We start from the raw sequence: 26,352 nt of genomic DNA on the forward strand, positions 1-26,352 counted from the left end.
GGGCGCTGAGCTTAAACATCAGCGGTGATGGCGTAGCTTTTGTGCGAATAAAGGAGCCTTTGAAAGATGCCTCGCAACACCTCGCCCCTTGTTGAGATCACGCAAGACGACATCGACACCTACAACCGCGACGGTGCGGTGTGCATTCGCAAGGTGCTCAATCAGGAATGGGTTGAGGCGCTGCTTGAGCAAGCGCGCGAAGTCATCGTCGAGAAGAAGGATGTGGGTCTGCTCCCGACCATTCCGGGCCGCTATATGGCGCGCTGCCTGCCGGACTATCGCAAGCTGATGTTCGAAGGGCCGGTGGCAGAGGCGGCGGGGAAGGTGCTCCAGTCGAAGGAAATTCGTTTCTTCTTCGATGAATTCTTCGCCAAGCCTCCGCAATCGGACGCCGCGACCCTGTGGCATTGCGACCGCATGGCTTTTCCGGTGGAGGGCAAGATGGTGCCTTCGCTCTGGATTCCGCTGACGCCGATAGTGGAGGAAAACTGCCTCGAAGTGCTCGCCGGTACGCAGAATGACGATGTGCCCTATTGGCTGTTCAGCCCCAATGCGCGCAAGATGATCAAGCCTGACGACCGCGTGCCGCACCCTGATATTGAGAGCCGCCGGGGTGAAGAGGGTCTGCGCTTCCTCAAATGGGAGATGGACCCCGGCGATATGCTGATCGTCCACCCCTGGGTGCTGCATTACTCAGCCGGCAATCCGACCGACGATTGGCGCGTTGCTATCTCTGAGCGCGTGTTCGGCGACGATATTCGCTGGGCCCCGCGCCCTGACTGCCTCAACATTGCAGGCGTCAGCTTTGACGAGATGCTCGACGGTGAAAAGCCCGAGGGCCCGCTCTTCCCGCTGCTTTGGTCCGAAGATGGCCGCCGCGACGACGACAGTGAGTATCCACGTGGCTTCGCAACCCGCTGGCCCAAGCGCGACATGGGCGGGGTCAACGAATACGACACCTTCAAGAAAATGAAGGAGAAGGAAGACGCAGGCGTCCTCTCCGCCAAAGACGTCTCCCCCGACCACAAGAAGGTCGGCGCGCACTGATCTCACCTGAAGGGAGGCCCCCGATGATGAAACTGTTCTACTCCCCATTCCACACCTTCATTCACAAGGTTCTGGTGACCGCGTATGAATGCGGGCTGTGGGAGGAGATCGACTTCATCGCGACCTTCCCGTTCAAGAATTTGGACGGGGAAGATCAGGGCGAGGCCTACTCCATCGCCGCGATCAACCCTTTGAGCAAAGTGCCCACTCTGGCCACGGATACCGGCCAAGTGATCTTCGGCAGCCAGGCAGTGTGCGAATATCTCGATGCGCATTCCAAGGCGGCGAAGATGTATCCCGACCCCGGTCCTGCACGCTGGGACGCGATCACGCGGCTTGCGATGGCGGACACGATCTTCGAAGGCACGGTGCAGATGGTCGCCGAGCAATGGCAGGAGCCTGAGCAGTGGAACCCCACAGTGTTTGAGCGGATGTGGCCCAAATTCATCCGCTCGCTCGACTGGATGGATGCAGAGGCCGCTAAGGGCTGGGACCGCTTCGATATCGGCCACGCGGCCATGCTGCACGCGATCAGCTATCTCGGTTTCCGCGCGGAGTTCTATGAGGCGAAAGACCCGCTCTACCCCAACTTCAACTGGCGCGAGGGCAGGGCGGCTTTGTCCGATTGGTATGACGAAGCCTGCGAGCGTCCTTCCGTCAAATCGCACTACAATGTCGACTTCACCGGCGACACTTCGGCGCAGCGGCTCCAGAACGCAGTGCAAGAAGTCCTCGCCGCGCAAAAGGCAAATGCCCAATGATCGATTTCTATTTCTGGCCGACGCCCAATGGGCACAAGATCTCCATAGCGCTGGAGGAGTTCGGGCTCGACTATCAGGTCAAACCGATCAACATCTTGCAGGGCGAACAGCACGACCCCGCTTTCATCGCGATCAGCCCCAACAACCGCGTGCCCGCCATTGTCGATCACGACGGGCCGGACGGGAAGCCGCACGAGGTCTTCGAAAGCGGCGCGATCCTGCTCTATCTCGCGCAAAAGACGCAGCAATTCTGGCCGGAGACCCTTGCGGAGCAATCCGTCCTCACCCAATGGGTCTTCTTCCAATGCGCCAATATCGGCCCGATGTTTGGCCAATGCGGCCATTTTCGCGGCTATGCGGATGAGCAAGTGCCCTATGCGATTGCGCGCTATTCGGGCGAGGTCCAGCGGCTATACGGCCTCGTCGACCGGCACCTTGGCGCAAACGATTGGATGACACCGGGACAGGACTTTGGCCTTGCCGACATGGCCACTTATCCGTGGATGGACGCCCGCCAGCAGGCGCTGCACGGGGTCGACATCGCGAAGTTCCCGAATGTCGCCGCGTGGATCGAGAAAGTCGAAGCGCGCCCGGGCGTCCAGCGCGGTATGGCAGTGCTGAAAGACGATATGAAGGTTGGCAATCCCAGTGAAGAGACCAAGAAGGCCTTCTTCAACCGCACCTGATCCGATCAGTCCAAAGCCCGCGTCAGCAGGTTCGGGATAACCGCATCGTCATATTGCAGATTGACCTCGCCAAAGCGCGCAATGACCAGTTCCCTAGAGGGGATCACATAAACGCGCTGCCCGCCAAAACCGTCAAAATAGACGATGTCGTCTGCCTCGAAAGGCTCACCATGCGGGATCTGGATCGGGTTCGCGGCAGAGTAAGCACGCCGCTGTGTGTAGGCGCCAGCGGTCCACACATGCAGACCATATTGCGGGTTTACCGCTGATGGTTTTGCCATCTCTGCGATCCATTCAGCCGGTACGATCTGCTTGCCATCGGCCATGCCATTATTGCGGATCAATTCTCCGATCCTGGCGTAGTCGACGAGCCCAGCATGCAGACCGGCATAGCCGCGTGCCTTGCCGGTTGAATCAACCCAAATATTCGCGTCACCGGCACCCAGTGGGCACCACAATTCATCCTGAAGATAGGCAAGGAAGTCGCCGCGCCCTGCCTTGATCAGCTGCCGGTCGAGCACATCGGTCAGCACCTTGGTGATTGCGTTGTTATAGGCAAATTCAGTGTCCGGTTCGCCAACCTTCTCCATCGCTAGTGCAACATCACCGATATTGGGCGCGAACAGGACCTGCATGAAATTGGTCTGTCCCAGTCCCGCCGACATGGTCAGCATCTGGCGAAGAGTGATATTGCCTCTCGGGTCGCTGTTCCACTCAGGTAGATAATCGCCGATCCGGTCATCGACCGAGCCAATCACACCATCCTCGATTGCCATGCCGTAAAGCAGGGCGACAACTGACTTCATCATTGATGCAGAGGCGCTGGGTGTGGTGCCATCGATGCCTTCTGGAAAGCCGTTGTGAATTTCTACCCCGCGATGCCACACGATGAGACCGAGCCCGCGCTGTTCATCCGAATAGGTCTGGGCCGCGGCAATGGCTTGAACCATGGTGCCCTGCGGCGCGCTGCTTGGGATTGGCGCGGTCTCACACGCCGTTAGCGCGAAAGAAGGGAGATATCGTTCAACCTCCAAAATGCTTGCTGTCTGCGGCAGGTCAGCGGGCGTCGCCGGATTGTCGAGGCCAGAATAGCGCGGATCGGTAAGGGCTGTGGGGCCCTTGGTCTCAACCGCTGTGGATTGTGCGGGTGGCATGCTGGCACAGCCTGCCAGCGCGCCAGCGGCGAGCAGCAGAGGTGCCAAGGAGCGATACAGCGTCGAATTGGTCATGATGCGTTGTCCTCAAGATTCTCACCGGGGATGGCAGGGCCTAAAGTGCAGGGCAGGGAAGCGCCATTGTGGCTTTCGATAAAGTGCAAACTGGTTGCGAGCGCTCGGGCGAAAAGCGCTTGATTGGTGGCACCCGGCGCGTCTTTCACTCGTCCGAGAATGCCGCCGAAATAGTGATCCACGCCGTCACCCACCCAAAGGGCAGCGCTGCCTTCGGGCGCGAAGTCGTAGCTTGCTTTGTGCGCCTGCCAATCGTCGATGAAGCCGGGCAGCACGTCAGCGGTGCCGGTCTGGGTGAGCGAGGGGACCGCCATGCTCGCCCATGTCTGCGCGTCGAGCCTGCCGGGAATTTCGCCCGGCGGTGACCACGAGACAACGGCGGCGACGCCCGCTTGACTGAGATCCAACCCGCTCTCACGCATATCGACCGAGCGCGCGCCGCCCGCAAACTGCGCCATCAGCGCGCCGAAACTGTGGCCCATGGCGATGGCGTTGCCGGTTTTGATGGTGATGCCTTGCTCAGCCAATGCCTCGTGGACGGCCTGCGGAGGTGCGAGAGCCAGCGCCATATCCTCATTTCGGGTGCGCCATTGTTCTTGCGGTGAGGGGCGCTCGGGCAGGCCGATCTCCTCACTATCGACATGCATCGGGGCGACGACGACATAGCCGCTCCCCGCGAGTGGTCCGAGCATTGCGGAATAGCGACCCGGCGCCGCGAAGGCCCCGTGGGAGAAAGCGATCAGAGGGTAGTTGCCCGGCTGGGAAGGCGCAAACACAGTGACGGGTATGGAGCGGCCTTCCGCCTCCAGCGTCAGCTCAATATTCTGGTGCTCGCCCGCAAGCCGCTCGCTGCATGTGGCGGCTTTGACGGAGGCGGGCTGCGCGCTGGTTGTGGGTGCAGGAGCCATGCAAGCGACAGCGCCGAGGGCCAGCGCTGATACGGCAAGGCACCGCAAGACGCTCATCCCAGCAAGTCCACTTCCACACCTGCATCCTCGACTTGCGCCATGCACCAGACGGCATGCCCTGCTGCCAAGTCCTGCGCCGCGACGCCGAGCGATTTGTACATCGTGATCTCGTCAGCGCTGGTGCGGCCTTGGACTGACCCTTGAGCCACCTCGCCGATCTCAGCGGCGATATGGGCTTCGGTCACAGTGCCGTCTTCGATGGCGTTGAGAAGTTCTCCCGCCGCTGCCATCGCGGCGGGGCGATAGTCGACCACAAAGCGGCTGCGCGCAACGGCTTCGTTGTCGACTTCAGCGCTGGTCGGGATGGCGGCTCCGACAAGGTTCACGTGCTGACCGGGTTTGAGGTCCGCGCCGAAGAGGATCGGCTCTTTGGCGGAGGTTGTGGTGCAGATGATGTCTGCCTCGGCCACGGCCTCTGCGACACTCGCATGGGCGCGGGTGGGTAGGCCCGTGAATTCGGCGGTAGCCTTGGCGAAGCTTTGCGCGCGCGCGGCATCTCGGCCCCAGACGTCGATCTGGCTGATCGGGCGCACCGCCATCATCGCGCTCACATGCCGCATCGCCTGCTCGCCATTGCCGATGATGGCGAGCCGGCTCGCATCTTCGCGCGCCATCAGCTGGGTGGCGAGCGCGCTGGCGGCAGAGGTGCGGATGGCGGTCAGGGACGAGCCTTCGATCATGGCCAGCGGCACGCCTTTGGCGCTGTCGAACAGCATGACCATGCCGACATGCGTGCCGAGCGGATCGGGCTTTCCATCAATCAGCGGGCGGTCATATTTGCACACCAGCTTGATGCCGAAGCTTGCGTCCGTGGCTGTGCCAGCCGTGCCAAGCGAGCCGGGCATGATCGCCATCTTACCGGACGCTCCGGGCACTGGCATGAACTGGCGGATGGGGAGCGAGACATCGCCTTGGCTGACCGCGATCATCGCCTCGCGCATAACGTCGACGCAAGGGCCGACCGGAAGCAGCCGCTCGACCGCAGATTGAGGGATAATCCGCATGGGCTCAGTCCGCATTCCGGGGAGGGAGGAAGCGCATCTTGTTCATCACGTCCTGCACATTATCGGGGCGGTCAAAGGGCTCAGGCATGGGCTCGCCCGGCGTGCGGTCGCGGCCAATGGCGTAGAACCAGTCTTCAAGACCCGGCGGGAAGAAGACCCAGAACATCTTCATGTCGGTCTCGCCGGTATTCTTGATCCAGTGGGTGCAATTCCTCGCAAAGAGGATCGTGGTGCCGGGGCCGAACTCGGTCTCTTCGCCGTCAATATCGACGACGCCCGTGCCTTCATAGACGAAGACCAGCTCGTGGTTCTGCTTGTGCCCATGCTCGCGCACCATGCAGCCGGGAGGCATAACCTGAATGCCGCTCGACCACGTGTCATAGGGCATGTTGTCGGCGGTGAGGTTGACGTTCACATAGCCACGGCTGGGCATGGGCTGCCATAGGGATCGGCCTTCGTCAGGGCCAACAATGACCGAGCGGCCCTTGGTGATGTGGCCAACCGGCGGGTGGACAGGATCGGACGCCATGACGTGTGTTCTCCTGAGGTTCTAGGCGGTTAGAAATTCGAGCACGCGCGGATTGTAGTCCACGGTCGCAGCGATGGGGGCAAAGTGGCCTCCGCGTTCCAGCAGATGGACCTCAGCCCCTTCGATCAGCTCACCCATTTCCTGCGTGAAGCCGGGGGGAGTGATGGAATTGTCCATCGCGCCGATGCAGAAAGTGGGGACGGTGATTTCGTGCAGGCGGCTGCGCAGATCGTGGGTGTAGACCGCGTTGATGCGCGAGAGCTCAACTTCAAGGCCGGGGAAGGCGGCGAGGCGCTCCTCCATGAACTTGCGCGCGCCATAATTGGGATCGCCCATCTGCGCCTGCAGGATGCTGGGCGGCATGGCGAGATAGGTTCCGGTGGTCAGATAAGCGAGCGGGCCGCAGCTGATGAGAATCTCGCGCCGGGTGCGGAACAGCTCTGTCAGATAGGTGTCCGGTCCCGCCCAGCTGCATGACAGCACCATCTTGGTAAGCCGCTCTGGCGCATCGAGAGCGATATGCTGGCCAATCGCGCCTCCTGTGGAGTGGCCGACAAAGTAAGCGCTCCCGATCCCCATCGCGTCCATCATGGCGAGCACATCGGTTGCCATATGCTCGGCGCCATAGACGACCTTGCCCGGCGTCGATTCCCCGCAGCCGCGATGGTCGAAGGTGATGACGCGGAAGTGTTTGGCGAAGGCTTGGACCTGATTGCTCCAGAACGCCCCGCGCCCGCCAAGGCCTGCGACCAGTAGCAAGTCCGGCCCGCTGCCTGTGGTTTCGACATGGATCTCCGCATCGCCAATGTCGACGCGCATGACCTCGGTAGGGATGGTGTCGTCGCTCATTGCGCCACTCACAGAGTTGTGAAGACCGACTTGGTCTGGAGATAAAGCTCCAGCCCGTCTCTGCCATTCTCGCGGCCCACGCCCGATTGTTTGTAGCCACCCAAAGGCACATCCCAATCCGCGCCGCTCGCATTGTTGATGCCGATAATGCCAGCGCGAATGCCGCGCGCCATGCGGTGGGCGGTCGAGACGTCTGATGTCCAGACAGAGCCTGCCAAGCCATAATCGCTGTCATTGGCGAGTGCGATGGCCTCTTCCTCGGTCTTGAAGGTCTGAGTGACCAGAACCGGACCGAAGATTTCCTCCCGCACAACGCGCATGTCATTGGTGGTGTTCGAGATGACAGTCGGCTCAATGAAGAAGCCCGAATTGCCGTGACGCTTGCCGCCGCTCGCAATCTCTGCCCCTTCGCTTGCGCCCAGTTCGATATAGTCCTGCACCTTGTCGAACTGTTTCTCCGAGACAATCGGGCCGATCTGCGTCTCTTCGTCGAGACCCGCACCCAGCTTGAGCGACTTGCCAACCGCAGCAACGCCCGCGATCACTTCGTCCTTGATGTCTTCATGGACATAAAGGCGCGAGGCGGCGGTGCAGGTCTGGCCGGTGTTCCAGAAGATGCTCATCGCGCTTGCCGGAATGGCCTTCTCAAGGTCAGCATCAGGCATGATGATATTGGGCGATTTACCGCCGAGTTCGAGGCTAACTTTCTTCAAGTTCTCAGCGGCTGCATGGGCGATGACCTTGCCTGTCACGGTAGAGCCAGTGAAGGCGATCTTGTCGATCCCCTTGTGGTGGATCAGTGCGTTACCGGTCGTCGCGCCATAGCCGGTGACGATGTTGAGCACGCCTTCAGGCAGCCCTGCTTCGAGGAACAACTCGCCCAGACGAAGCGCCGTGAGCGAGGTGTCTTCGGCAGGCTTGAGGATCGCGGTGCAGCCTGAGGCAAGGCACGGCCCCAGCTTCATCGCGGCCATCACAATCGGGTAGTTCCAAGGCACAACCAGAGCCGCGACGCCCACCGGCTCTTTCAGCGTGTAGACGTGGTGGTCGCCCGGCATGTTGATGTTGTGCGTCGTGCCGGTGATCTTGTCCGCCCAGCCTGCGTAGTACCGGATTGCTCCGATGGCGGCGAAGACCTCTCCGCGCGCCGAGTTAATCGGCTTGCCGGTGTCCAGTGTCTCCAGCTGAGCAAGCTCTTCATGGTGCGCAGCGATTTTGTCAGCGCAGGCATGGATCAGGGCTGCGCGCTCACCCGGCTTCATGCTGGGCCATGGGCCTTCATCGAACGCCTTGCGCGCTGCGGCCACGGCGCGGTCAACGTCAGCGGCGCTCGCATCTGCGATCAGGCCGAGCTGCGCGCCGTCTGAGGGGTTGATGACGCCGATTGGGTCTCCGCCCGACGCGTCCGACCAGTTGCCGCCAATCAGGATGCCTTTTGACTTGGCAACGAAACTGCTGGATGCGGGGAGCAGGTCAATAAGGGGCATTTCTAGGTGTCTCCATTGGTTTGGGCTTCAACCATCGCGCGGTAGGGGCGGATGGCGAGAAGGATGAGGAACGCGCCCGCTGCAATCGTCGCAGGCGGCGCAAAGGCGAGAGAGAGGTTGATGGCTTTTTCATCGCCAAACACATTGTCCGTCAGCCAGCCGATCAGCAGCGGCCCGGCGGAATAGCTTAAGAGATTGGCGATCAGCAGATAGACCGCCATGACCTGCGCGCGCATGCGGTTGGGGGTGATGAGAGGGAAGGTCGAGACGCCCGCTCCGAAGGGGATCGTGCCGAGCAGTACAACCACTCCAAGCAGTCCAAGCCCGACCATGGGTGAGCTCACCAGAGGAAAGGCGATGGCGGCGGGCAGAGCGAGGAGCGCTGCAAACATCGGCAGGCGCAAGGTCGCGTCAATCATCCCGCGCGCGAGCAGTCGTTCGGCGAGAAACCCTCCCGAGATCACGCCCAGCGGCCCAGCGACCATCAGCACGGGGCCGAACAATTGACCGACCTCTAACTGGGTCCACTCATGCACGCGGATAAAGTAGCTCGGCGCCCATGCGCCCAGCCCATATTGCGCCGCTGCAAGGCAGGAGAAACCGAGGAAGAGCGGCAGGAAGACGGCTGCATTCTTGGCCACGAACCCGGCGACTTCAAAGGCTGGCGGAGCCTCCTGCGCAGCGGCAGCGGCCTGCTCTGCGCTGTCCTTGCGCACGGGTTCCTTGATAAACAGCATCAACACGAACAAAGGCACGCTCAGCATAGCGACGCACATGAAAGTGAGTTGCCACGGCTGGAACGTGCCGAACGGCAGCGTCGTCGGCCCCATCTCAGCCAGCGTCGCATAGAGGTAACCGCCAAGGATCAGCGCGATGCCCGACCCGACAAAGCCGGAGCCTGTAAACACGCTGATCGGGCCGGGCAGCTTTTCCTTCGAGAAATAGTCGCTGATGATCGAGAAACCTGCGGGCGAAAGCGTCGCTTCGCCCACGCCGATAAACATGCGCGCGACAAACAAAGCGAGGAACACGCCCGCAAGCCCGCTCGCAAAAGTCGCCGCTGACCAGCAGACGAGGCCCACCAGAATGACCATTTTGCGATTGTGCCGGTCCGCGATCCAGGCAATCGGAATGGCGAGCACAGCGTAGAACAGCGCAAAGGAAATGCCCATCAGCAAGCCCATTTGCACATCGCTTGCGCCTAAGTCGGCCTTGATCGGCTCCACCAGCAGAGTGATGATCTGGCGGTCGATATAGGCAACAATCGCCGCGAGTGAGAGGACCGCGACGACGAACCACGGGCGGCTGCCTATGCCGGCCTTCACCTGAGGTGCTTTCGTGTCTGCAAACGCGGTTGCCATGATGCTGGTCTATCCCGCACTGGCGCTTGAGCCATGGCGAGAGGACCGTGTGACCGTCTATTGGATAGGCCCGCAGCGCTCGCTCGTTTCGGGGGGCGCTTTTGCTGATACAGTGGCGTTATGACGCAAGTTCCCGCGCAATCTGATGACACCCAACCTCTGGAAGTCCGAAACTCCTCTTTGGAACGTCTCAGGGTCGCTCTCGATCCCGCTTGCGTGATCGTGGACGAAGCGGAGCGGCGCTTTTTCAGCCAGGACCTGTTCTTTGAAGGTGATCTGCCCATCGCGGTGATCCGCCCGCGCAGCCGCGACGATGTGGTGGCGCTGGTGAAGGAATGCGGGGAGCTTGGCATTGCGATATTCCCGCGCGGTGGGGGCATGTCCTACACCGATGCGTTTCAGCCACGGGGCGAAAATGCCGTGGTGCTCGACACCGGTTCTCTCGACTGGATCGGAGAGGTCAGCGCCTCCCGCGACTATGTCACCGCCGGGGCGGGATGCACATGGGCGGCGCTCGACAAAGCGCTCGCCAAGGTCGGCATGCGCGCGCGGTTCTGGGGGCCGATGTCGGGCGGGACGGCGACTTTGGGCGGATCGCTCAGCCAGGGGTCGGTCACATTCGGGTCGGGTCAGACAGGCGCATCGGCCAACGCGGTCAAGAGCTTCGAGATTGTGACCGGCGCAGGCGAAGTGCTCCACACCGGATCGGACGGGTCGCAGGGCACCTCCGCATTCAACCGTCACTTTGGCCCCGATCTGACGGGCCTGTTCGCCAATGATGCGGGCGCTTTGGGGATCAAGACGGCGGTGACGCTGGAGATTGAGCCGCGCCCGGCGCAGGTCACGGGGCTGTCCTTTGCTTTCGACGATTTCGCTGCGATGGCGGCTCTGTTCGGAGAGGTCTCTCGCAGGCGGTTGGCGAGTGAGTTCACCGCGATGGACGCGGATTTCGCGCGCCAGAACGCAGGGCCGCCGGACTTGGCAAACGACCTCAAATCACTTTGGAAGGTCGGCGTGTCAGCGGGCAATCCGCTCGCGGCGCTCGGGCGGATGGCGCGGGTGGCGCTGGGCGGGCGCGGCTTTATGGACAAGGCGCGCTACACCGCGCATTTCGTCATCGAAGGGCGCGATGCAAAGGATGTGGCCAGCCGCGTCAAAGCTTTGCGTGCCCATGCCAAAGGCGGGAACGAGATCGTCAACACGGTTCCGCTGATGATGCGCGCTGATCCGTTCCCGGCTCTGCCCGTGACCCATCCCGATGGCCGCCGGATGGTTCCGGTCCACGGTATCTTCTCTCCCGATGCGATGGACGGCTTTCACGCCGAATATCTCGCATTGAAGCAGAAATACGCCGCCCAAATGGCGGATTGCGGAATGACGATTGCGGAGTTCTTTGCCGGCATTGCAGGCGCAGGCTTCCTCTATGAGCCGGTCTTCTACTGGCCCGACACGCGCTACGAATATCATGCGCGCATGACGCCCGATTACCTCGCGAACCTGCCGGAATATCCCGAGAATCTGGCGGGCCGAGAACTGGCGCGCACGATGATTGCCGAGATCATCGTCCTGATGCGAGAAGCTGGCGGCACGCATTTCCAGATCGGGAAGATGTACCCCTATGCGGAGACGAAATCGCAAGCCGTGCGCGACTTTGTGACTGACCTCAAAAAACGCCTCGACCCCCACCACATCATCAATCCCGGAGCGCTTGGACTTTGACAGAAGTGGCAATCATAGGCGGCGGCATTGGCGGGCTTGTGGCGGGCATTGCGCTAAAAAAAGCCGGCCAGAATGTGCGCATTTATGAGCGTGCCCCGGCCTTTGGCGAAGTGGGCGCTGGCATCTCCATGTCGCCCAACGCTGTGCTGGGTCTGCGCTCGCTAGGCCTTGGCGAGTGGCTGGAAGAGGTCGCGAACGAGCCAGTCGAACAGCAGCTATGGCATGGCTCCACCGGAGAGCTGCTCCAACCCATCGACCGCCGCAACACGCGTGAGCGTTACAAGGCACCCTATGTGCAGCTTCACCGCGCCGACCTGATGGGCGCTTTGGTCGACGCGTTCGGCGAAGAGAATTGCACGATGGGCGCTGACCTGTCGGCGATCCAATCGCGCGAGGATGGCGTGACGCTGACTTTCGCGGATGGCTCAATCGTCGAGGCCGATGCGGTGATTGCCGCCGATGGCTTGCGCTCCGTTGTGCGTGACGCTCTGTTCGAAACCGGCGCGCCGCAGTTCAGTGGCCATGTCGCCTATCGCGGGCTGATCCCGGCAGGCAAAGTCACGCCGCGCGCGGTCGAGCCCTACAACATCAATCACCTCGCCCATGGCCGCAACATCGTCAGCTACCCTGTACGGCAGGGCGAGCTGGTCAATGTCGTCGCGCTCTCCAAGGCCGATGGCTGGGTGGAAGAGGGCTGGGCGGTGAAGGCCGACAAGGCCGATCTGATCGCCAAATATGAAAGCTTCCCGCCTTATGTGCAGGAGCTGCTGCGTGAGATTCCAGAGGAGGAACTGTTCTGCTGGGGCCTGTTCATCCGGGAGCCTTTGTCGCAGTGGCGCAAGGGTCGCACGGTCCTGCTCGGCGACGCGGCTCACCCGATGCTGCCTTATATGGGGCAGGGCGCGTCCTGCGCGATTGAGGATGGCGTGATCCTGGGCCGGGCCATTGCGGAGTGCGATGGCCTAGACTCCGCACTCGATTGCTATGTCGCGACGCGGATTGAGCGTGCATCATTACTTCAGCGCGAGAGCAATCTGGGCGGGGAGCGTTTGCAGGCCATCGACCCGGACATGTTCCGCGACACGCCGATCAAGGACGAGGATGCGCTGGGCATCTTCGCCTATGATCCGGCGACCACGCCTTTGCTAGGGCTACCTGCCGATGCTTAAGCGCACCCGTTAGCCGGGCTTGCGCGCCACCAAGGATTGCAGGAATGCGTTGGTTAGGCCGGGGCCGGGCTCGACCACGAAACCGGCGTCCTCAAGAATGCCTTTGAAGTCCGATGCGACGAAAGCGGGCGAGTAGGGCTCGCAATTGTCGCGGCTGTCATTGTCGATCATGAAGCGGTGGCCGTCGCTGACCTTGATCGCGTCATTGTTGTTGGGGAATTCATAGATCGAGAAGACCCCGCCCGGGCGCAGCACGCGGAAGGTTTCGGCGATGATTTCCTTCATCTTTTTGACCGGCACTTCGTGGAACAGGATGTAGGATAGGACCATGTCGAACTGGCCATCTTCAAAGCCGCTATCCTCTGCCAGCGCCTGTTTGAAGTGGACGTCCTTGCCCCGCTCGGTTGCGCGCATATGGGCGTATTTGATCAGCGGCAGGCCAACATCCAGACCCCAGACCTCAGCGGTCGGGTAGAGGTCTTTCAGCACCGTCGTCGCCTGCCCGATGGAGCAGCCGATATCGAGGATGCTTTCAATCTTGCCATCTTCCGGCTTGGTCGCTTTCTCGGCCAGTTCGATGTGAAGCTCGTCCTGATCGTTGAAGCCTTCGTAGAAAATCTTGGTGCCGTAGTGAAACACCGGGCCGCCGATGGGATCGTCCGTGTAGCCGCCCGGCTGGCAGTGGATTTCGCAGCGAGTGTATTGCGGCGGCTCGAAATTCGGGTCGTAGTGAATATTGTCCGGGTTGGACTTTTCCGCTGCCTCCATCGCTTCGAGCAGCTCATCGCCCTTGCGCAGGAAGCTCTTGCGGGTGCCGCGCCACATCATCTCTTGCTGGGAGCGGACAAAGCGCTGCCAGGTCGGGGTCAGGGGCACCTTGGCGAAGACCTGCTTCACCTGATCGAGCGGAATGTCCGAGCCATCATCCGGGCGCACAACTTCGCCGGCTTCAACCGCGCGCTCCAGCTCTGCCTCACCATTGGCGGCCATCACGGGGAAGCCGCGCTGGATGGCGAATTTGCGGAACGAGGTCACAAATTCGAGATAGCTCTCATCAGCGAGAGTGGTCGGGCGGGGGAGGATTCCAATCGTACCGCGGTCCATTGTCTATTCCTGTTCCATATTGCCAGAGGGGATATCGGCGGCTGCGCCAAGCTTATGTGTCGGGCGACGCAGGAAGGCGCCGAACACTCGGTCAACAAACGCATCACGCTCCGCCGCGCGGCGAGCGATTTCGTCCTGGTCGGGCATGTGGGCTTCGATTTCGTCGGAGACCGAGATACCCTTTTCCTCAAGGATTTTCTCAAGCACCAGCACCCTGTCGTGATAGGTCCAGACGGAGGCGGACAGCTCCAACAGCGCGTCGAGAATATTGTCAGTCACAACACTGTCGAAATAGACGCGCCCGCGCCCCGTGATCTCTTCGCCCAGCTCTTGGGGGATTTTTTCGTCCATGACGGTGTTTTCCATCTTTCACAAAGCTCCGGCAAATCAACGGGTGAGAGAGTGATTGGTGCCCGGCCACAAATCGAGCCGCCTCGCCCGATTCATCCGCGTATTGGATAGCGATTGCCGCAAGTGAGCGGATTGCGGATCAGCGCGGCTATGTCAGTACTCATGGATAACACTGTGACCCCGGCTCAGATGCTGCGCAAGGCGCTTGATGGGCCCGAGATTATCGTTGCGCCGGGCATTTACGATCACATGAGCTTGCTGATGGCGAAGCGCGCTGGCTTTGGCGCTTTCTACGCCTCTGGCTATTGGAATGCGGCCTCTGCCTTGGGCGAGCCCGATGTCGGAATTGCTGGCGCGACCGACTTCCTGACCATCTTTGCGCGTTTTGCCGAGAAAGCGGGCGCGCCGATCATTGCCGATGCGGATACCGGCTTTGGCAGCCTCACTAATCTGGATCGTGCGGCAAAGGCCTATGCCCGCGCAGGCATCGCGGCGATGCAGATTGAGGATCAGGATTTTCCCAAGGTCTGCGGCCATGTCGGGCGCGCTTCCTCTGTGCCCACTGAGGAAATGGAGCGCCGTGTCCGTGTCGCTGTAGAGGCGCGCGAAGGCACCGATATGCGCATCATCGCCCGCACTGATGCAAGGCGCACTGAAGGCCTCGACGCAGCCATTGCGCGGCTGCAAGCCTATGACGCGGCGGGGGCGGATATCCTCTTCCTCGAAGGACCGCAGAGTGAGGACGAGATTGCCTCTGCTGCCAAGGCTCTGGGAAAGCCCCTGCTGCTCAACGCGGCCCATGGCGGGGTGACGCCGATCCTCTCGCCCGCTCGCTATCAGGAACTGGGCGTCAAGCTGGTGATCTATCCGGCCGGTGCTCCCCTGAGCGCGGCATGGGCAACGCAGCGCTTTTACGAGGGGCTTGCGTCCGGCGATCCCAACACCGACCATATCGACATGTTCGATTTTGCCGAGATCTCCAAGGCGCTGGGCATGGACGATGTGGTCGCCTTTCAGGACCGCCACGGAGCGCCCTGATGCCGAGGGACATTCTTGCTGCCATCTCTCCCGGAGCGGGCGCTCCGCCGCAGATTGAGCCGCTGATCCTGGATGATCCCGCTCCCGATGAGCTGGTGATCGCGGTCAAGGCGGCGGGCATCTGCCACACCGATATCGGCATTGCGAATTGGTCAACCGAGCCGCGCGTCTTTGGCCACGAGGGCGCGGGCGTGGTGGTCGAGGTCGGCTCGGACGTAACCGAGTTCGCAGTGGGCGACCGGGTGCTCGCCACCTTCGGCTTTTGCGGCGAATGCTCGGTCTGCGACAGCGGACGGCCCGCCTATTGCGTCGATGGCATCGCGCTCAACATTGAAGGCGCACGGGCGACGGATCGGCCTAGCCTCACGCGGCCAAACGGCGAAGCCATCGGCGGCGCGTTCTTCCAGCAGAGCTGCTTTGCGACCCATGCGATTGTGACCAAGCGCAATGTCATCAAGATCCCCGACAGCGTCAGTTTCATCCACGCCGCGCCCTTTGGCTGCGGGGTGCAGACAGGGGCAGGCGCAGTGTTCAACCAGTTGGGCTTGAAGCCGGGCTATCCGCTCGCCGTCATCGGTTGCGGCGCGGTGGGACTGTCGGCCATCATGGCGGGAAAGATACTCGGCTGCGATCCGATTATCGCCTTCGATCTGGTTGAGGAACGCTGCGTTTTGGCGCGCGAAATGGGCGCGACGCACGCTTTTCAGGGCGATGTCGCAGAATCGATCCGCTCCGTCGTGCCAGAGGGCGTTGCAGCGGTGCTCGACACGGCCGGTGTGCAGACCACTTTCGAGCAATCGCTCCACGCTTTGCGTCCCGGAGGTTCGCTCGGCGTGCTCACTCTGCCCGGTGAGTTCGAGGACCCAATCCCTCATCCCGGCGGGCTATCCTTTATGACGACCAACATTATCGGCATCATCGAAGGCGACAGCGTGCCGCATGAATTCCTGCCCTATCTGCTCGATCAGTTTGAGGCGGGCCATCTGCCGGTCGACCGCTTGATCGAAACCTTCCCTTTCGAAAATATCGCAGGCGCGTTTGAGGCGATGAAGACCTCCTCCGCGATCAAGCCTGTCCTCACTTTTGGAGCCTGACCCTAGCATGCCCGCCCCCGATCAGAGCGCGATTGAAGTCGTCCGCACCGACGCGGTTGAGACCATCATGGACATTCCCGTCATCGTCGTGGGCGGCGGCGGGACCGGCCTGTGCGCCGCGCTTGCCGTGCGCGATGCGGGGATTGATGTGCTGGTGGTTGAGCGGGATCGTCAGCCGCTGGGCACCACGTCGATGTCCACCGGCCTCATCCCCGCCTGCGGCAGCGCGATCCAGTGCGCGGCGGGCGTCGAGGACAGCGTCAACATCTTCGCCGGAGACATCGTTTCCAAGACGAAGGGTCAGGTCGACAAGGAAATGGTGGTCAGCATTGTCGAGCAATCCGCCGCCACCATCGACTGGCTGGTCGAGAAGCACGGGTTAGACCTCAGCCTCGTCGATGGCTTCACCTATCCCGGTCACTCGGTCCGGCGGATGCATGGCATGCCGAGCCGTTCGGGCGGAGAGCTGATGGGCGCATTGTTCGCTGCGTGTGAGACGGCGGGCGTAGACTTCTTCACCGAAAGCACCGTCAACCGCCTGTTTGTGAACGCAAAAGACCGCGTCATCGCGATCGGATGCACACGTCCCGATGGCTCCGAAGATGTGATCGGCTGCGATGCGCTGATCCTCGCCTGCTGCGGCTTTGCGGGCAATCAGGCGATGGTTGCCGACCTGATTCCGGAGCTGGAACATGCCACTTTCCACGGTCATCCCGGCAATAAGGGCCACGCGATTGAGTGGGGCCGCGAGCTGGACGCAGCGATGGCGGATATCAGCTCCTATCAGGGGCATGCAGGGCTGGCGGCAGGCTATGGCATCCCGATCCTGTGGCCGCTGATTGTCGAAGGGGGCGTGCAGGTGAACCGTGCAGGCGTGCGTTTCTCCAACGAGGCGGCAGGCTATTCAGAGCAAGCGGTCGAAGTGCTGCGGCAGGACGGCCATGTCGCATGGTCGATCTATGACGAACGCCGCCACAAGGTCATGGAGCAGTTTGACGACTACCAGCAGGCGCTCTCAGCCGGCTGCATCAAGAGCGCGGACACTCTGGAAGAGCTGGCCGAGATTCTCGGTGTGGATGCGGCGGGTCTTGCCGCTACGATCGAGGAAACCCACGCACTGGTCGAGAGCGGAGAACCGGACCGCTTTGGGCGCAGCTTTGAAGGCAAGGCCAAGCTTTCCGCGCCGTTCTATGGCGTCAAAGTCACCGGGGCTCTATTCCACACGCAAGGCGGGTTGGAAGTCGATGCCCATGCGCGCGTCCTCAAATCCGACCGCACGCCTTTCCCGAACCTTTATGCAGGCGGCGGCGCTGCGCGTGGGATTTCGGGGCCGGGGGCGGATGGTTATCTAGCGGGCAATGGCTTGATGACGGCAACGACCTTGGGCCGCCTGGCTGGCGAGCACTCCGCGGCGCAGATTTCTTAAGCGTATTCGCTGACGCTCAGACTGGCGCTGATCTCTTCGGCGGTGGCCTGCATCATCGGCAGAAACTCCGCCGCGGCCTCATTCGGTTTGATCGCCGAGGCAAAGTAGATGAGCGCCATGCAGCCGACCAATTGGCGTTCCTGATCGAACACCGGAACGGCGAGCGAGGACGTCTTGCCGGGTTCAAAATTGTGCTGATTGCGCGCTTGCAAGGCGTATCCGACTTTCTTGATATTATCGAGCGCCACGCCGTCGGACAGCAGCAGCAATCCGGTCTGCGCAGACTCGCTATCCGTTGCCTGCAGCGCGTCTTTGATCATGTCCCGCTCTGTATCGGCGCAATGGGCGAGATAGGCCTTGCCGGTCGCGCATTCGGCAATCGGCAGAGTGAAACCGGGATAGTAATTGGTGAAGGTCAGCGACGTCATCTTATGGGTCGATTCGCGCACCATCATCCGCGTGCCAACGCGCGTGGCGAGAGAGATCGGCCAGCCGACCTTCTGGCACAATTCCTCCATATGCGGACGCGCTTCTGCGGCGAGCAGGTCTTCCTGCTGGAACCCCGTGGCAAGCGACTGGACGAGAGCCGTCACGCGGTACTTCTTGCGCCCCGCCTCCCGCTCAATCAGACCTTCATGCATGAGAGTTTGGACGACACGGCAAGCGGTGGCGTAGGGCACATCGGCGCTGCGCGAGATACCCATCAGCGTGATCGGTCCGTCACGGCTCACCGCCGACAATACGGCGAAGCCACGACTGATTGCTCTGACCGGTACACCACGTTCCATAGAAGCCTCATCTAACCACTGTACGGTTAGGCGCAACTGGGTAAATGTACAAGCGCCGAGACGGTACAGACTGTCAATTTGTCTGGACTAATGCTCATTTTGCAACAGCGCGAAGGGGCGTCAGCGACCGCGCGCGGTCTTTGCGCAAATCTGCGCAAGCGTGCGGCTTTGCTCGTTCCCGACGATGCAAATCGCTTCGTCCACGCCCATGCCCGGCTTGGCGAGCATCATGTCCGCCTGCATGGCGAGCGCAATGTGGACGCAGGCGCGTGCCGACATGTCCGTCTCTGCGCTGGTGCCACCTGAATAGGCGCCGACGCCCGCTTGCTTGGCGTAGTCAATGGCGCGGGCTGTATCGAGCAGACTGCCCACATCCGGCGTCTTCACCTGGATCACATGGGCGGCCTTCGCATCGCAGAAATCGCGCACGTCTTTCAATGTGTTGCAGTGCTCATCCGCGACCACTTTGGCGCTGGTGCCGAGGCGTTCCATCTCTGCGACGATCTCAGCATAGAGGTCGATCTGCTTCGCCCGCTCACCATAGTCTACCGGACTTTCGATCTGGAGTGGGAACTGGGGCACACGCTCGGCAAGGTTGGCGATAAAGGCAGCGACTTTGGCCGGATCGTCGCTGTGGCCAAGCCCGACCCAGCCATAGAGGTCAAAGTGCAAAATCGGGCGGTAGTCTGCGCCGCCCAGCTCATCCGCGCGCTTCGCCACCCATTCGACATAGTCGATAAAGGTCGCGCCATCGGGGCCGAATTTCTCGGCGGAGTTGATGAGGCCATGGGGCAGGGCGCCCACGCGTTTGAGCACCATCTTGTCGACATTGATCCGCCGCTCATCCCCGCTTTGCGCGAAAATCGGGATTGGGGCGGAGGGCAGCGGCTGGTCGAAAATGTCGCAGATGATCTCTGCCAGAGTGCATTTGCGTACGCTCGCCGCGGCTTTGAGGAGCGCTTGGCTCATCCCATATTTGACCGCGATGGGAAGGGGGTCTCCCGCCTCCAGCAATTCCTCGCAATTCGTCTCGGCGGCGCTTGCATCGCGGCCGATCACTTGCGGGGCGAGGCGCTCTTTGACCAACGCTGCCATCTTATCGGGATCAAACAGCGGATCGCGGCCCGCAGCGCCTGAATATTGGACGCTGACCATGTCGCCCCACGCGACCGCCCCGTCGCTCAGAACCAGCCCGACGCTCAGCGCCGTCGCCGGTTGCCGGATGGAGGTAAAGCCGGGCGTGCGCGTCTCGCCGACATAGTTGAACCCGTCATGCTCCACCCCGGCGCGGATGGCGGCCTGGTCATCGTAGAAGAACGAGCCAAGCGCGGGGGCAAGGATGATGTCGGTGATACTGGTCATGGGGTCCCCCTAGATGCTCAGACAACGCCCTTATCGCGCAGCTGAGCGATGGCGTCTTGCGAATAGCCAAGCCCCGCCAGCACGTCGTCGCTATCCGCGCTGTGCAGCGGACCGGCGCGGTTGGGCGGGCGCTTGCCATTGATCTTGAGCGGGCTTGAAAGAATGTCGATCTTCTCTGCGTCCGGGTGGTTAATCGTCTCGCGCATGCCGATTGTCTCAACCCACGGATTGTCGAGCGCCGCGCCCAAAGTGTAGACCGGAGCCACCGGCACATGCCCGTCGAGCAGCGTGGTCCAATGCGCCATCGTCTGCTGGCTGAACTCAGCGTCGAGCACCCGCGTCAAAGCGTCGCGATTGGCGAGCCGGTCAGGATTGGTGCGGAAACGCGGGTCATCGCGCAGGTGCTCCAGACCCATCAGGCCGATCAGCTTGTCCCAGAACTTGGGCAGTTGGCACATCACGAACATCCAGCCATCGCTCGCGCGGAACATCTGGCTGGGCGTTGCATTGGGGTGAGCGCCGCGCGGGGTCGGGCCTTCCTCGTCCCCATGGTTCATGTACCAAAGGGCAGGGTAGCTGGTCTGATGGAGCGCTGCTGCGAACAGGTCGGTGTCCACGTCGCAGCCTTGCCCTGAGCGCTGCGCATCCATCATCGCGGCGAGCAACCCGATGGAGAAGATCGTCCCGGTCATGAAATCGACCATCGACAGGCCCATCCGCGTTGGCTCCCCGCCCGGAGTCCCCGTGACCGAGCAATAGCCCGCCTCTGCCTGCATCAGGAAGTCATATCCGGGCCGCGCCGCCCGTTCATTGTCGCGGCCATAGGCGGAAAGATGCGCGCAGACGATCGCAGGGTTCGAGCCCTTCAGCGCGTCATAGGTGAGACCCAGTTTCTCCGGCAGATCGCCGCGCAGATTGTTCGCCACGGCATGCGCGCTGGCGGTCAATTCATGCAGGATCTGCTGGCCTTCCTGCGACCTCAGATCGAGCGAAAGGGATTTCTTGTTGAGGTTGAAGGACTGGAAATAGAGGCTCTCATGCTCGCGCAGGAAATGCGGTCCTACCAGCCGCGCCGTGTCGCCGCCCGGTTGGCCGTCTTCCCGCGGAGGCTCGATTTTGATCACCTCCGCGCCCAATTGCGCCAGATGCATCGTGCCATAGGGGCCCGCACCATATTGCTCGGCACTGATGATGCGATATCCGGTGAGCGGCAGGCGCAAGGGGTCTCTTCCTGTTGGTGTGATCGGCTGATGTGGCCCGAGCCTTAGGGCGCAGCGCCGCATCCGGCTCTCACCGGCGATCAACTATCCAACAGATGAAGAGGGAGGGCGGCAGGTCTGCGCGTCACAGTCGCTTGGTGGTCAGGTCACAGCCGCGCGCTCGCGATATTCCGGGCGATCCCATTCGCGCGTCGCACAAACCTCGTAAAGGTGCTCGACCGCGCCGACGACATCGGCAAAGCGCAGATAGAGCGGCGTGAAGCCGAACCGCATGATGTCGGGCGCGCGGAAATCGCCGATGACACCGCGCGCGATCAGGGCCTGCATCATCTCATAGCCGTTGGGGTGCGCGTAGGAGACCTGACTGCCGCGTTCGGCGCTGTCTGCGGGGCTGGTCAGAGTAAAGCCAAACTCGCCGCAGCGGCTCTCCATACACTCGATAAAGAGCTGGGATAGAGCCAGTGATTTGCGCCGAATCTCTGCCATATCGGCGCGCAGTATCAGATCGACGCCACTCTCCAAAGCCGCCATGCCAAGGATGCCCGGAGTGCCGCATTGGAAGCGGTCAATGCCGGGCGCTGCGTCATACCCTTCCTCAAAGGCGAAGGGGCGGGCATGGCCGAACCAGCCGGAGAGGACAGGCTGCGCGTGATGGTGGCGCTTTGCGGCGTAGAGGAAGGCCGGGGCTCCGGGGCCACCGTTCAGATATTTGTACCCGCAGCCCACCGCGAAATCAGCATTGGCGTCGTTCAAGTCGACTTCAATCGCGCCCGCAGAATGGCTCAGATCCCACACGACCAGCACGCCTGCTTCATGGGCGCGCGCCGTGACCTGCGCCATGTCGCGCATCCGGCCGGTCTTGTAGTGGACCTGCGTCAACAGCAGCACGGCGACATCATCGCTGAGCTGGTCGAGCACGTCGTCTGGCCCCACAGCGCGGTGCGAGATCGCCCCGCCGCTAAACTGCGCAAGGCCCTGCATCATGTAGCTGTCCGTGGGGAAGTTGGTCGTCTCGGTCAGCAACACCGAGCGCCCCTTTTGCAGCGAAAGCGCCGCCGTCAGCGCCTTGAAAATGTTCACAGAGGTCGAATCCGCTGCAATCACTTCGCCCGGCGCAGCGCCGATCAGTCGCGCGATCTTGTCGCCCACGCGGCCCGGTGAATTGACCCAATCCGCGCCTACCCAGGATGTAATCAGACCCTCGCCCCATTGTTTGTGGATCGCGTCCTCCATCCGCGCGACCGTCGCCTTGGGCAGGGGCCCAAGCGAATTGCCATCGAGATAGATCAGCCCGTCTTTGAGGGCGAATTCATCGCGGAAGTGGCGCAAGGGGTCGCTTGCATCGAGATGTGCGGCCTTCTCCATCAGCGCGCTCATTGGGCAAGCTCCCGCAGGATGGCGCGAACGGGGCTTGCATCAGCCCCTTCGATGGCGAGGGGGAGGGCAATCAGCTCATATTCGCCTGCCATCACATCATCGAGCATCAGCCCCTCCAGAATACGCATATCGCCGCGCAGGATTTCGTGATGGGCGTCCATTGTCTTGGAGGTTTGCGGGTCGAGCGAGGGCGTGTCGGTGCCGATCAGGACCGCGCCCGCCTCTCGCAATCGCGCGATGACGCCAGGGGCGATGGCTTTGAAATTCTCGTCCCAGTGGTCGTGGGGGAAGGTGTCATAGGTGCGGAACAGGACGCGCACCGCGCCTTCAATCGCGGTCCAATCGCAGTCGTTTGTCTCCACCCGCTCACCCGCATGGCGGACATCTGCAACCACGCAGGGGCCGAGATAGGCGTCCAGCGGACTGTCCGCGCTCGCCACCCCGTCATTGCTGTAATGGAGCGGCGCATCGGCATGGGTGCCCGCATGCAGAGGGAAGGAGAGCGCTCCGATATTCACCGGGCATTCCGGGTCGATGTCAGCATGGCGGCTGAGTTTGATTTCAGGCTCGCCCGGCCACAGCGGCGTGCGGCTTCCCAAACGCTGCGAGATGTCCCAAATTCGGCGCGTCATCCCATCGGGCATCCTTGTTTCAATGCGCTCCCTTCACCGGGAACCGACATGCGGCTGCGCATCGTCCACAGCTCTGGGAAGAACTTAAGCTCAAGCGCTTTGACAAGATAGGTCACGCCTGACGATCCGCCAGTCCCCGGCTTGTGCCCGATGACGCGGGAGACGGTCTTCATGTGTTTGAAGCGCCATTCCTGGAAGTAATATTCCAGCGCCGTGACCTTCTCACCGAGGCTGTAGAGTTCCCAATATTTGTCGACGTCGGAGTATATCTCCAACCACGCATCCTCGACTGCATCGCTGGGCTGATAGGGCTGGGAAAAGTCCCTCTCCAGCACCTCATCAGGAATCGCAAACCCCTTGCGGTTGAGCAGGCGCAGGACTTCATCATAGAGCGAGGGTTCGGCAAGCACTTGCTCCAGCTTCTCGCGCTTGCCGCTGCCATCATTGTGGACCTTCACCAGCTCCGCGCGCTTCAGACCAAAGCGGAACTCGAGCGCGCGATATTGCTCTGACTGAAAGCCCGATGCCTTGCCCAGATAGCCTCTGAATGTGATGAAATCAGCAGGGCTCAGCGTCGCCAGCACCTCCCACGAATGGATCATGTGCTGCATGATCGTCGCAATCCGGTCGAGCGTCTTTTCCGCCTGCGCCAAGCGATCCGCGCGGATATGCGCCATCGCTTCATCACATTCGTGGAGCTGCAGTTTCAGCCACAGCTCCATCGTCTGGTGCATGATGATAAACAGCATCTCATCCGGCTTGTCCGACATCGGCACCTGCGTGCTGAGCAATTGGTCGGTTTGCAGGTGATGCGAATAGGTCAGGCCGCGATCCCAGCGGATACGCTCGCCTTCAATCGTGGTCTCAAAGGTCTCGACGCCGTCCTGGATTGTCGATGTGATTGTCACGCTTACTTCTCCTTGTGCGGCCGCCCGGATAGCATTTTCCCACGCGAACATTGTTTCGAAGTGTTGTGGAATTTGCCGGATGCCAAAACGAATATGTCTATATGGAGGAAAATGACAAACATTGTTCTGTCAATATGCCCTTTGGCCTGCTAATCATCCGTTCGCTCAGAATGGAGGACATCATGGACGCAATCGACTGGCGCATCTTGCAGGTGATGGAAGGGGACGGCCGGGTCTCGTTCGCGGAGCTGGGCGAAGAGGTCGGCCTGTCCAAATCCCCTTGCTGGAAGCGCGTGCGCGATCTGGAGGAGGCGGGCGTCATCCGCGGCTATGCGAGCCAGCTCGCCCCGGACAAGATCGGTCTTGGCGTGCTGTGCCAAATCTCAGTCACGATCCAGTTCGATGCCCATGCCGATTTCGAAGCCGCCGTGCTGGACCACCCCGCCATCGCCGAGTGCCACACGACCGCTGGCGACAGCGACTATCTGCTGCGCGTATATGCCCGTTCGGTCGAGCATCTGGATGAATTGCTACGCCACGAAATCGCAAAGCTGCCGGGCGTCACCAGCAGCTCGACCACGATCTGCCTGAAGACGATCAAGTCAGAGGCCAGCCTAGCGACATGGGCTGCGGCGAGCGCCTAATGCGGGGCGAGGCCCTGCTCCAGACCCGTGCGGTCCTCCAGCGCAAAGCGATCCACCAGATCAGCGCTCGCAGTGTTCAGCCCGACGATCCGCGTGTGGCGGCCATTGCGGCGCATCCGCTCAACCGCTTTCTCAAGCGCTCCGATGGCGGAGATGTCCCAGAAATGCGCTTCGCTCACATCAATCACGACATGGTGCGCGGGGTCCTCTTGCTGGCTTTCTGGCCCAAGCATCTGCTGGAACTTGTCCGCGCTGGCAAAGAACAGCTCGCCCTTGACGATATAGACCGCCGAATGCGGACGCCGCACCCGCTCCACAGTGAACAGCGAGCGGACTTTGTTGGCGAAGAAGATACCCGACAGCAGCACCCCGATCAGCACGCCAAGCGCGAGATTATGCGTCCACACCACGACCACGACAGTGGCGATCATCACGACCGAGCTGGAGGGCGGGTGGATGCGCAGATTGGGGATCGAGTTCCAGCTGAAGGTCCCGATGCTGACCATGATCATCACCGCGACGAGAGCCGGCATCGGCACTTGGCCCACATAGGGCCCCAGCACGGTGAGCAGGAACAATAGGAACGCGCCTGCAACAAAGGTCGACAGACGCCCGCGACCGCCGCTTGCAATGTTGATCACCGACTGCCCGATCATCGCACAGCCGCCCATCCCGCCAAAGCAGGCCGCAACGACATTGGCGACGCCTTGCCCGGCGCTTTCACGCCGTTTGTTGCTTTCGGTGTGGGTCATGTCGTCGACGATTTGGGCTGTGAGGAGGCTTTCCAGCAGGCCCACCGCCGCCATCGCGGCCGAGTAAGGCGCGATGATCTTCAGCGTCTCCCAAGTCAGCGGCACGTCGGGCAGAGCGAAAGTCGGCAAGCCATCGGGCAACGTTCCTTCGCCCGCGACATTGTTCACCGGCAGGCCCCAATAGACCGCCGCCGCTGTCAGCAGCACGATCGCGACGAGAGGGCTCGGCACAGCCTTGGTGATGCGCGGGAAAAGGTAGATGATCCCAAGACCGACAGCGACCATCACATAGGTCTCAACCCCCACGCCCTCGTTCCACGGATTAAGCTGCGGGATCTGCGCCATGAAGATAAGGATCGCGAGCGCGTTGACGAAGCCAGTGATCACCGAACGCGAGACGAACTGCATCAGCAAATCGAGCCTCAGGACAGCCGCTATCCCTTGGAATATGCCCATCAGGATGGTGGCGGCGAAAAGGTAGTCGACCCCATGCTCTTTCACGAGCGGGATCACCACCACCGCCACCGCCGCTGTCGCCGCAGAGATCATCCCCGGACGCCCGCCTGTAAACGCGATCACCATGGCAATCGCGACGGAAGCATAGAGCCCAACGCTGGGATCAACGCCCGCAATCAGAGCAAAACCAATCGCCTCAGGGATCAACGCCAGCGCAACGACAATGCCGGCCAGGATGTCGGCACGCGGCTGCGCAAACCAGTCGCGTTTGAAGTCCTGCTTCCAGTCGCTGGTAGTTTCGCTGGGCGCGGCAACTGCCGCCGCCGGAGCGCTGTCATCAGCCATAGGGCCTGTGTCCTGATTGTGTGCTGACGGGCATAGCAAAACACCC

General features: G+C 61.6%; 25 protein-coding genes. 9 read left to right on the top strand and 16 right to left on the bottom strand.

The features are described 5' to 3' along the window. The first annotated feature begins 66 nt into the window (after positions 1-66). The 3 genes from AC0V6X_RS01280 to AC0V6X_RS01290 are packed head-to-tail and all read left to right on the top strand — an operon-like array spanning position 67 to position 2,494. The gene (locus tag AC0V6X_RS01280) at positions 67-1,047 is read left to right on the top strand and encodes a phytanoyl-CoA dioxygenase family protein (protein WP_486182781.1); all 981 of its coding nucleotides are present in this window, start codon (positions 67-69) and stop codon (positions 1,045-1,047) included. Positions 1,048-1,070: 23 nt separating this feature from the next. Next, complete coding sequence (locus AC0V6X_RS01285; protein WP_486182782.1) at positions 1,071-1,808, top strand: glutathione S-transferase family protein; 738 nt, start codon at positions 1,071-1,073, stop codon at positions 1,806-1,808. Continuing rightward, the gene (locus tag AC0V6X_RS01290; RefSeq protein ID WP_486182783.1) at positions 1,805-2,494 is read left to right on the top strand and encodes a glutathione S-transferase N-terminal domain-containing protein; all 690 of its coding nucleotides are present in this window, start codon (positions 1,805-1,807) and stop codon (positions 2,492-2,494) included. Before AC0V6X_RS01285 ends, AC0V6X_RS01290 begins: the two co-directional genes overlap by 4 nt. 5 nt (positions 2,495-2,499) lie before the next feature. Here the strand turns inward: AC0V6X_RS01290 and AC0V6X_RS01295 are convergent, their stop codons facing one another. Genes AC0V6X_RS01295 through AC0V6X_RS01325 form a run of 7 tightly spaced genes read right to left on the bottom strand, consistent with a single transcriptional unit; the run spans position 2,500 to position 9,921 of the window. Continuing rightward, positions 2,500-3,723: a serine hydrolase domain-containing protein gene (locus AC0V6X_RS01295; RefSeq protein WP_486182784.1), complete on the bottom strand. Its 1,224-nt coding sequence runs from the start codon at positions 3,721-3,723 to the stop codon at positions 2,500-2,502. Then, positions 3,720-4,631 (bottom strand): alpha/beta hydrolase family protein, encoded by a 912-nt coding sequence (locus tag AC0V6X_RS01300; RefSeq protein ID WP_486182785.1) that lies wholly within the window; start codon positions 4,629-4,631, stop codon positions 3,720-3,722. Before AC0V6X_RS01300 ends, AC0V6X_RS01295 begins: the two co-directional genes overlap by 4 nt. A gap of 53 nt (positions 4,632-4,684) precedes the next feature. Next, positions 4,685-5,695 carry an ornithine cyclodeaminase family protein gene (locus AC0V6X_RS01305; protein WP_486182786.1) on the bottom strand — a complete coding sequence of 337 codons (1,011 nt, stop codon included), beginning with the start codon at positions 5,693-5,695 and terminating at the stop codon, positions 4,685-4,687. 4 nt (positions 5,696-5,699) lie between these two features. Then, positions 5,700-6,224 (bottom strand): cupin domain-containing protein, encoded by a 525-nt coding sequence (locus tag AC0V6X_RS01310; protein WP_486182787.1) that lies wholly within the window; start codon positions 6,222-6,224, stop codon positions 5,700-5,702. Between the two features lie 21 nt (positions 6,225-6,245). Then, positions 6,246-7,073: an alpha/beta fold hydrolase gene (locus tag AC0V6X_RS01315; RefSeq protein ID WP_486182788.1), complete on the bottom strand. Its 828-nt coding sequence runs from the start codon at positions 7,071-7,073 to the stop codon at positions 6,246-6,248. A gap of 8 nt (positions 7,074-7,081) precedes the next feature. Beyond that, positions 7,082-8,560 (bottom strand): aldehyde dehydrogenase family protein, encoded by a 1,479-nt coding sequence (locus AC0V6X_RS01320; protein ID WP_486182789.1) that lies wholly within the window; start codon positions 8,558-8,560, stop codon positions 7,082-7,084. 2 nt (positions 8,561-8,562) lie between these two features. After that, positions 8,563-9,921 carry an MFS transporter gene (locus tag AC0V6X_RS01325; RefSeq protein ID WP_486182790.1) on the bottom strand — a complete coding sequence of 453 codons (1,359 nt, stop codon included), beginning with the start codon at positions 9,919-9,921 and terminating at the stop codon, positions 8,563-8,565. Positions 9,922-10,041: 120 nt separating this feature from the next. Between AC0V6X_RS01325 and AC0V6X_RS01330 the strand changes: the two genes are divergently transcribed. Together AC0V6X_RS01330 and AC0V6X_RS01335 are read left to right on the top strand one after the other, a co-directional pair. After that, a complete protein-coding gene (locus AC0V6X_RS01330) occupies positions 10,042-11,640 on the top strand; it encodes an FAD-binding oxidoreductase (protein WP_486182791.1) in 1,599 nt (532 codons plus the stop codon). A gap of 5 nt (positions 11,641-11,645) precedes the next feature. Then, a complete protein-coding gene (locus AC0V6X_RS01335) occupies positions 11,646-12,809 on the top strand; it encodes an FAD-dependent monooxygenase (protein ID WP_486182792.1) in 1,164 nt (387 codons plus the stop codon). 9 nt (positions 12,810-12,818) lie between these two features. Here AC0V6X_RS01335 and AC0V6X_RS01340 read toward each other — a convergent pair whose 3' ends face one another. Next, positions 12,819-13,913, bottom strand: coding sequence for a class I SAM-dependent methyltransferase (locus tag AC0V6X_RS01340; RefSeq protein ID WP_486182793.1), 1,095 nt, complete (start codon positions 13,911-13,913; stop codon positions 12,819-12,821). Between the two features lie 3 nt (positions 13,914-13,916). Then, positions 13,917-14,264 (bottom strand): hypothetical protein, encoded by a 348-nt coding sequence (locus tag AC0V6X_RS01345; RefSeq protein WP_486182794.1) that lies wholly within the window; start codon positions 14,262-14,264, stop codon positions 13,917-13,919. 150 nt (positions 14,265-14,414) lie between these two features. Here AC0V6X_RS01345 and AC0V6X_RS01350 point away from each other — a divergent pair, with 150 nt between their 5' ends. Genes AC0V6X_RS01350 through AC0V6X_RS01360 form a run of 3 tightly spaced genes read left to right on the top strand, consistent with a single transcriptional unit; the run spans position 14,415 to position 17,822 of the window. Then, positions 14,415-15,302 carry an isocitrate lyase/PEP mutase family protein gene (locus AC0V6X_RS01350; protein ID WP_486182795.1) on the top strand — a complete coding sequence of 296 codons (888 nt, stop codon included), beginning with the start codon at positions 14,415-14,417 and terminating at the stop codon, positions 15,300-15,302. After that, positions 15,302-16,396, top strand: coding sequence for an NAD(P)-dependent alcohol dehydrogenase (locus AC0V6X_RS01355; RefSeq protein ID WP_486182796.1), 1,095 nt, complete (start codon positions 15,302-15,304; stop codon positions 16,394-16,396). The genes AC0V6X_RS01350 and AC0V6X_RS01355 overlap by 1 nt, the downstream gene beginning before the upstream one ends. A gap of 7 nt (positions 16,397-16,403) precedes the next feature. Continuing rightward, positions 16,404-17,822 (top strand): FAD-dependent oxidoreductase, encoded by a 1,419-nt coding sequence (locus AC0V6X_RS01360; protein ID WP_486182797.1) that lies wholly within the window; start codon positions 16,404-16,406, stop codon positions 17,820-17,822. Here AC0V6X_RS01360 and AC0V6X_RS01365 read toward each other — a convergent pair. The 6 genes from AC0V6X_RS01365 to AC0V6X_RS01390 all read right to left on the bottom strand — a co-directional run bounded on the left by AC0V6X_RS01365 (position 17,819) and on the right by AC0V6X_RS01390 (position 24,109). Then, a complete protein-coding gene (locus AC0V6X_RS01365; protein ID WP_486182798.1) occupies positions 17,819-18,610 on the bottom strand; it encodes an IclR family transcriptional regulator domain-containing protein in 792 nt (263 codons plus the stop codon). The genes AC0V6X_RS01360 and AC0V6X_RS01365 overlap by 4 nt on opposite strands. Positions 18,611-18,730: 120 nt before the next feature. Further along, entirely contained in the window at positions 18,731-19,972 is a 1,242-nt protein-coding gene (locus AC0V6X_RS01370; RefSeq protein ID WP_486182799.1) for a methylaspartate ammonia-lyase, read from the bottom strand. A 17-nt stretch (positions 19,973-19,989) separates the two neighbouring features. Further along, complete coding sequence (locus AC0V6X_RS01375) at positions 19,990-21,192, bottom strand: CaiB/BaiF CoA transferase family protein (protein ID WP_486182800.1); 1,203 nt, start codon at positions 21,190-21,192, stop codon at positions 19,990-19,992. Between the two features lie 141 nt (positions 21,193-21,333). Further along, complete coding sequence (gene kynU / locus AC0V6X_RS01380) at positions 21,334-22,569, bottom strand: kynureninase (RefSeq protein ID WP_486182801.1); 1,236 nt, start codon at positions 22,567-22,569, stop codon at positions 21,334-21,336. Continuing rightward, positions 22,566-23,201 carry an arylformamidase gene (gene kynB, locus AC0V6X_RS01385; protein ID WP_486182802.1) on the bottom strand — a complete coding sequence of 212 codons (636 nt, stop codon included), beginning with the start codon at positions 23,199-23,201 and terminating at the stop codon, positions 22,566-22,568. The genes kynU and kynB overlap by 4 nt, the downstream gene beginning before the upstream one ends. Then, a complete protein-coding gene (locus tag AC0V6X_RS01390) occupies positions 23,198-24,109 on the bottom strand; it encodes a tryptophan 2,3-dioxygenase (protein ID WP_486182803.1) in 912 nt (303 codons plus the stop codon). Before AC0V6X_RS01390 ends, kynB begins: the two co-directional genes overlap by 4 nt. A 182-nt stretch (positions 24,110-24,291) precedes the next feature. Between AC0V6X_RS01390 and AC0V6X_RS01395 the strand changes: the two genes are divergently transcribed. Next, entirely contained in the window at positions 24,292-24,753 is a 462-nt protein-coding gene (locus AC0V6X_RS01395) for an Lrp/AsnC family transcriptional regulator (RefSeq protein ID WP_486182804.1), read from the top strand. Here the strand turns inward: AC0V6X_RS01395 and AC0V6X_RS01400 are convergent. Beyond that, positions 24,750-26,306: a SulP family inorganic anion transporter gene (locus AC0V6X_RS01400; protein ID WP_486182805.1), complete on the bottom strand. Its 1,557-nt coding sequence runs from the start codon at positions 26,304-26,306 to the stop codon at positions 24,750-24,752. The genes AC0V6X_RS01395 and AC0V6X_RS01400 overlap by 4 nt on opposite strands. Positions 26,307-26,352 lie beyond the last annotated feature (46 nt).

This window comes from Erythrobacter sp. S267 (genome assembly GCF_057365045.1).

Excerpts from the sequence above, each read along its gene's own strand:
- AC0V6X_RS01280 (WP_486182781.1), top strand. The coding sequence starts at position 67 with ATGCCTCGCAACACCTCGCCCCTTGTTGAGATCACGCAAGACGACATC.
- AC0V6X_RS01285 (WP_486182782.1), top strand. The coding sequence starts at position 1,071 with ATGATGAAACTGTTCTACTCCCCATTCCACACCTTCATTCACAAGGTT.
- AC0V6X_RS01290 (WP_486182783.1), top strand. The coding sequence starts at position 1,805 with ATGATCGATTTCTATTTCTGGCCGACGCCCAATGGGCACAAGATCTCC.
- AC0V6X_RS01295 (WP_486182784.1), bottom strand. The coding sequence starts at position 3,723 with ATGACCAATTCGACGCTGTATCGCTCCTTGGCACCTCTGCTGCTCGCC.
- AC0V6X_RS01300 (WP_486182785.1), bottom strand. The coding sequence starts at position 4,631 with ATGGCTCCTGCACCCACAACCAGCGCGCAGCCCGCCTCCGTCAAAGCC.
- AC0V6X_RS01305 (WP_486182786.1), bottom strand. The coding sequence starts at position 5,695 with ATGCGGATTATCCCTCAATCTGCGGTCGAGCGGCTGCTTCCGGTCGGC.
- AC0V6X_RS01310 (WP_486182787.1), bottom strand. The coding sequence starts at position 6,224 with ATGGCGTCCGATCCTGTCCACCCGCCGGTTGGCCACATCACCAAGGGC.
- AC0V6X_RS01315 (WP_486182788.1), bottom strand. The coding sequence starts at position 7,073 with ATGAGCGACGACACCATCCCTACCGAGGTCATGCGCGTCGACATTGGC.
- AC0V6X_RS01320 (WP_486182789.1), bottom strand. The coding sequence starts at position 8,560 with ATGCCCCTTATTGACCTGCTCCCCGCATCCAGCAGTTTCGTTGCCAAG.
- AC0V6X_RS01325 (WP_486182790.1), bottom strand. The coding sequence starts at position 9,921 with ATGGCAACCGCGTTTGCAGACACGAAAGCACCTCAGGTGAAGGCCGGC.
- AC0V6X_RS01330 (WP_486182791.1), top strand. The coding sequence starts at position 10,042 with ATGACGCAAGTTCCCGCGCAATCTGATGACACCCAACCTCTGGAAGTC.
- AC0V6X_RS01340 (WP_486182793.1), bottom strand. The coding sequence starts at position 13,913 with ATGGACCGCGGTACGATTGGAATCCTCCCCCGCCCGACCACTCTCGCT.
- AC0V6X_RS01345 (WP_486182794.1), bottom strand. The coding sequence starts at position 14,264 with ATGGACGAAAAAATCCCCCAAGAGCTGGGCGAAGAGATCACGGGGCGC.
- AC0V6X_RS01350 (WP_486182795.1), top strand. The coding sequence starts at position 14,415 with ATGTCAGTACTCATGGATAACACTGTGACCCCGGCTCAGATGCTGCGC.
- AC0V6X_RS01355 (WP_486182796.1), top strand. The coding sequence starts at position 15,302 with ATGCCGAGGGACATTCTTGCTGCCATCTCTCCCGGAGCGGGCGCTCCG.
- AC0V6X_RS01360 (WP_486182797.1), top strand. The coding sequence starts at position 16,404 with ATGCCCGCCCCCGATCAGAGCGCGATTGAAGTCGTCCGCACCGACGCG.
- AC0V6X_RS01365 (WP_486182798.1), bottom strand. The coding sequence starts at position 18,610 with ATGGAACGTGGTGTACCGGTCAGAGCAATCAGTCGTGGCTTCGCCGTA.
- AC0V6X_RS01370 (WP_486182799.1), bottom strand. The coding sequence starts at position 19,972 with ATGACCAGTATCACCGACATCATCCTTGCCCCCGCGCTTGGCTCGTTC.
- kynU (WP_486182801.1), bottom strand. The coding sequence starts at position 22,569 with ATGAGCGCGCTGATGGAGAAGGCCGCACATCTCGATGCAAGCGACCCC.
- kynB (WP_486182802.1), bottom strand. The coding sequence starts at position 23,201 with ATGACGCGCCGAATTTGGGACATCTCGCAGCGTTTGGGAAGCCGCACG.
- AC0V6X_RS01395 (WP_486182804.1), top strand. The coding sequence starts at position 24,292 with ATGGACGCAATCGACTGGCGCATCTTGCAGGTGATGGAAGGGGACGGC.
- AC0V6X_RS01400 (WP_486182805.1), bottom strand. The coding sequence starts at position 26,306 with ATGGCTGATGACAGCGCTCCGGCGGCGGCAGTTGCCGCGCCCAGCGAA.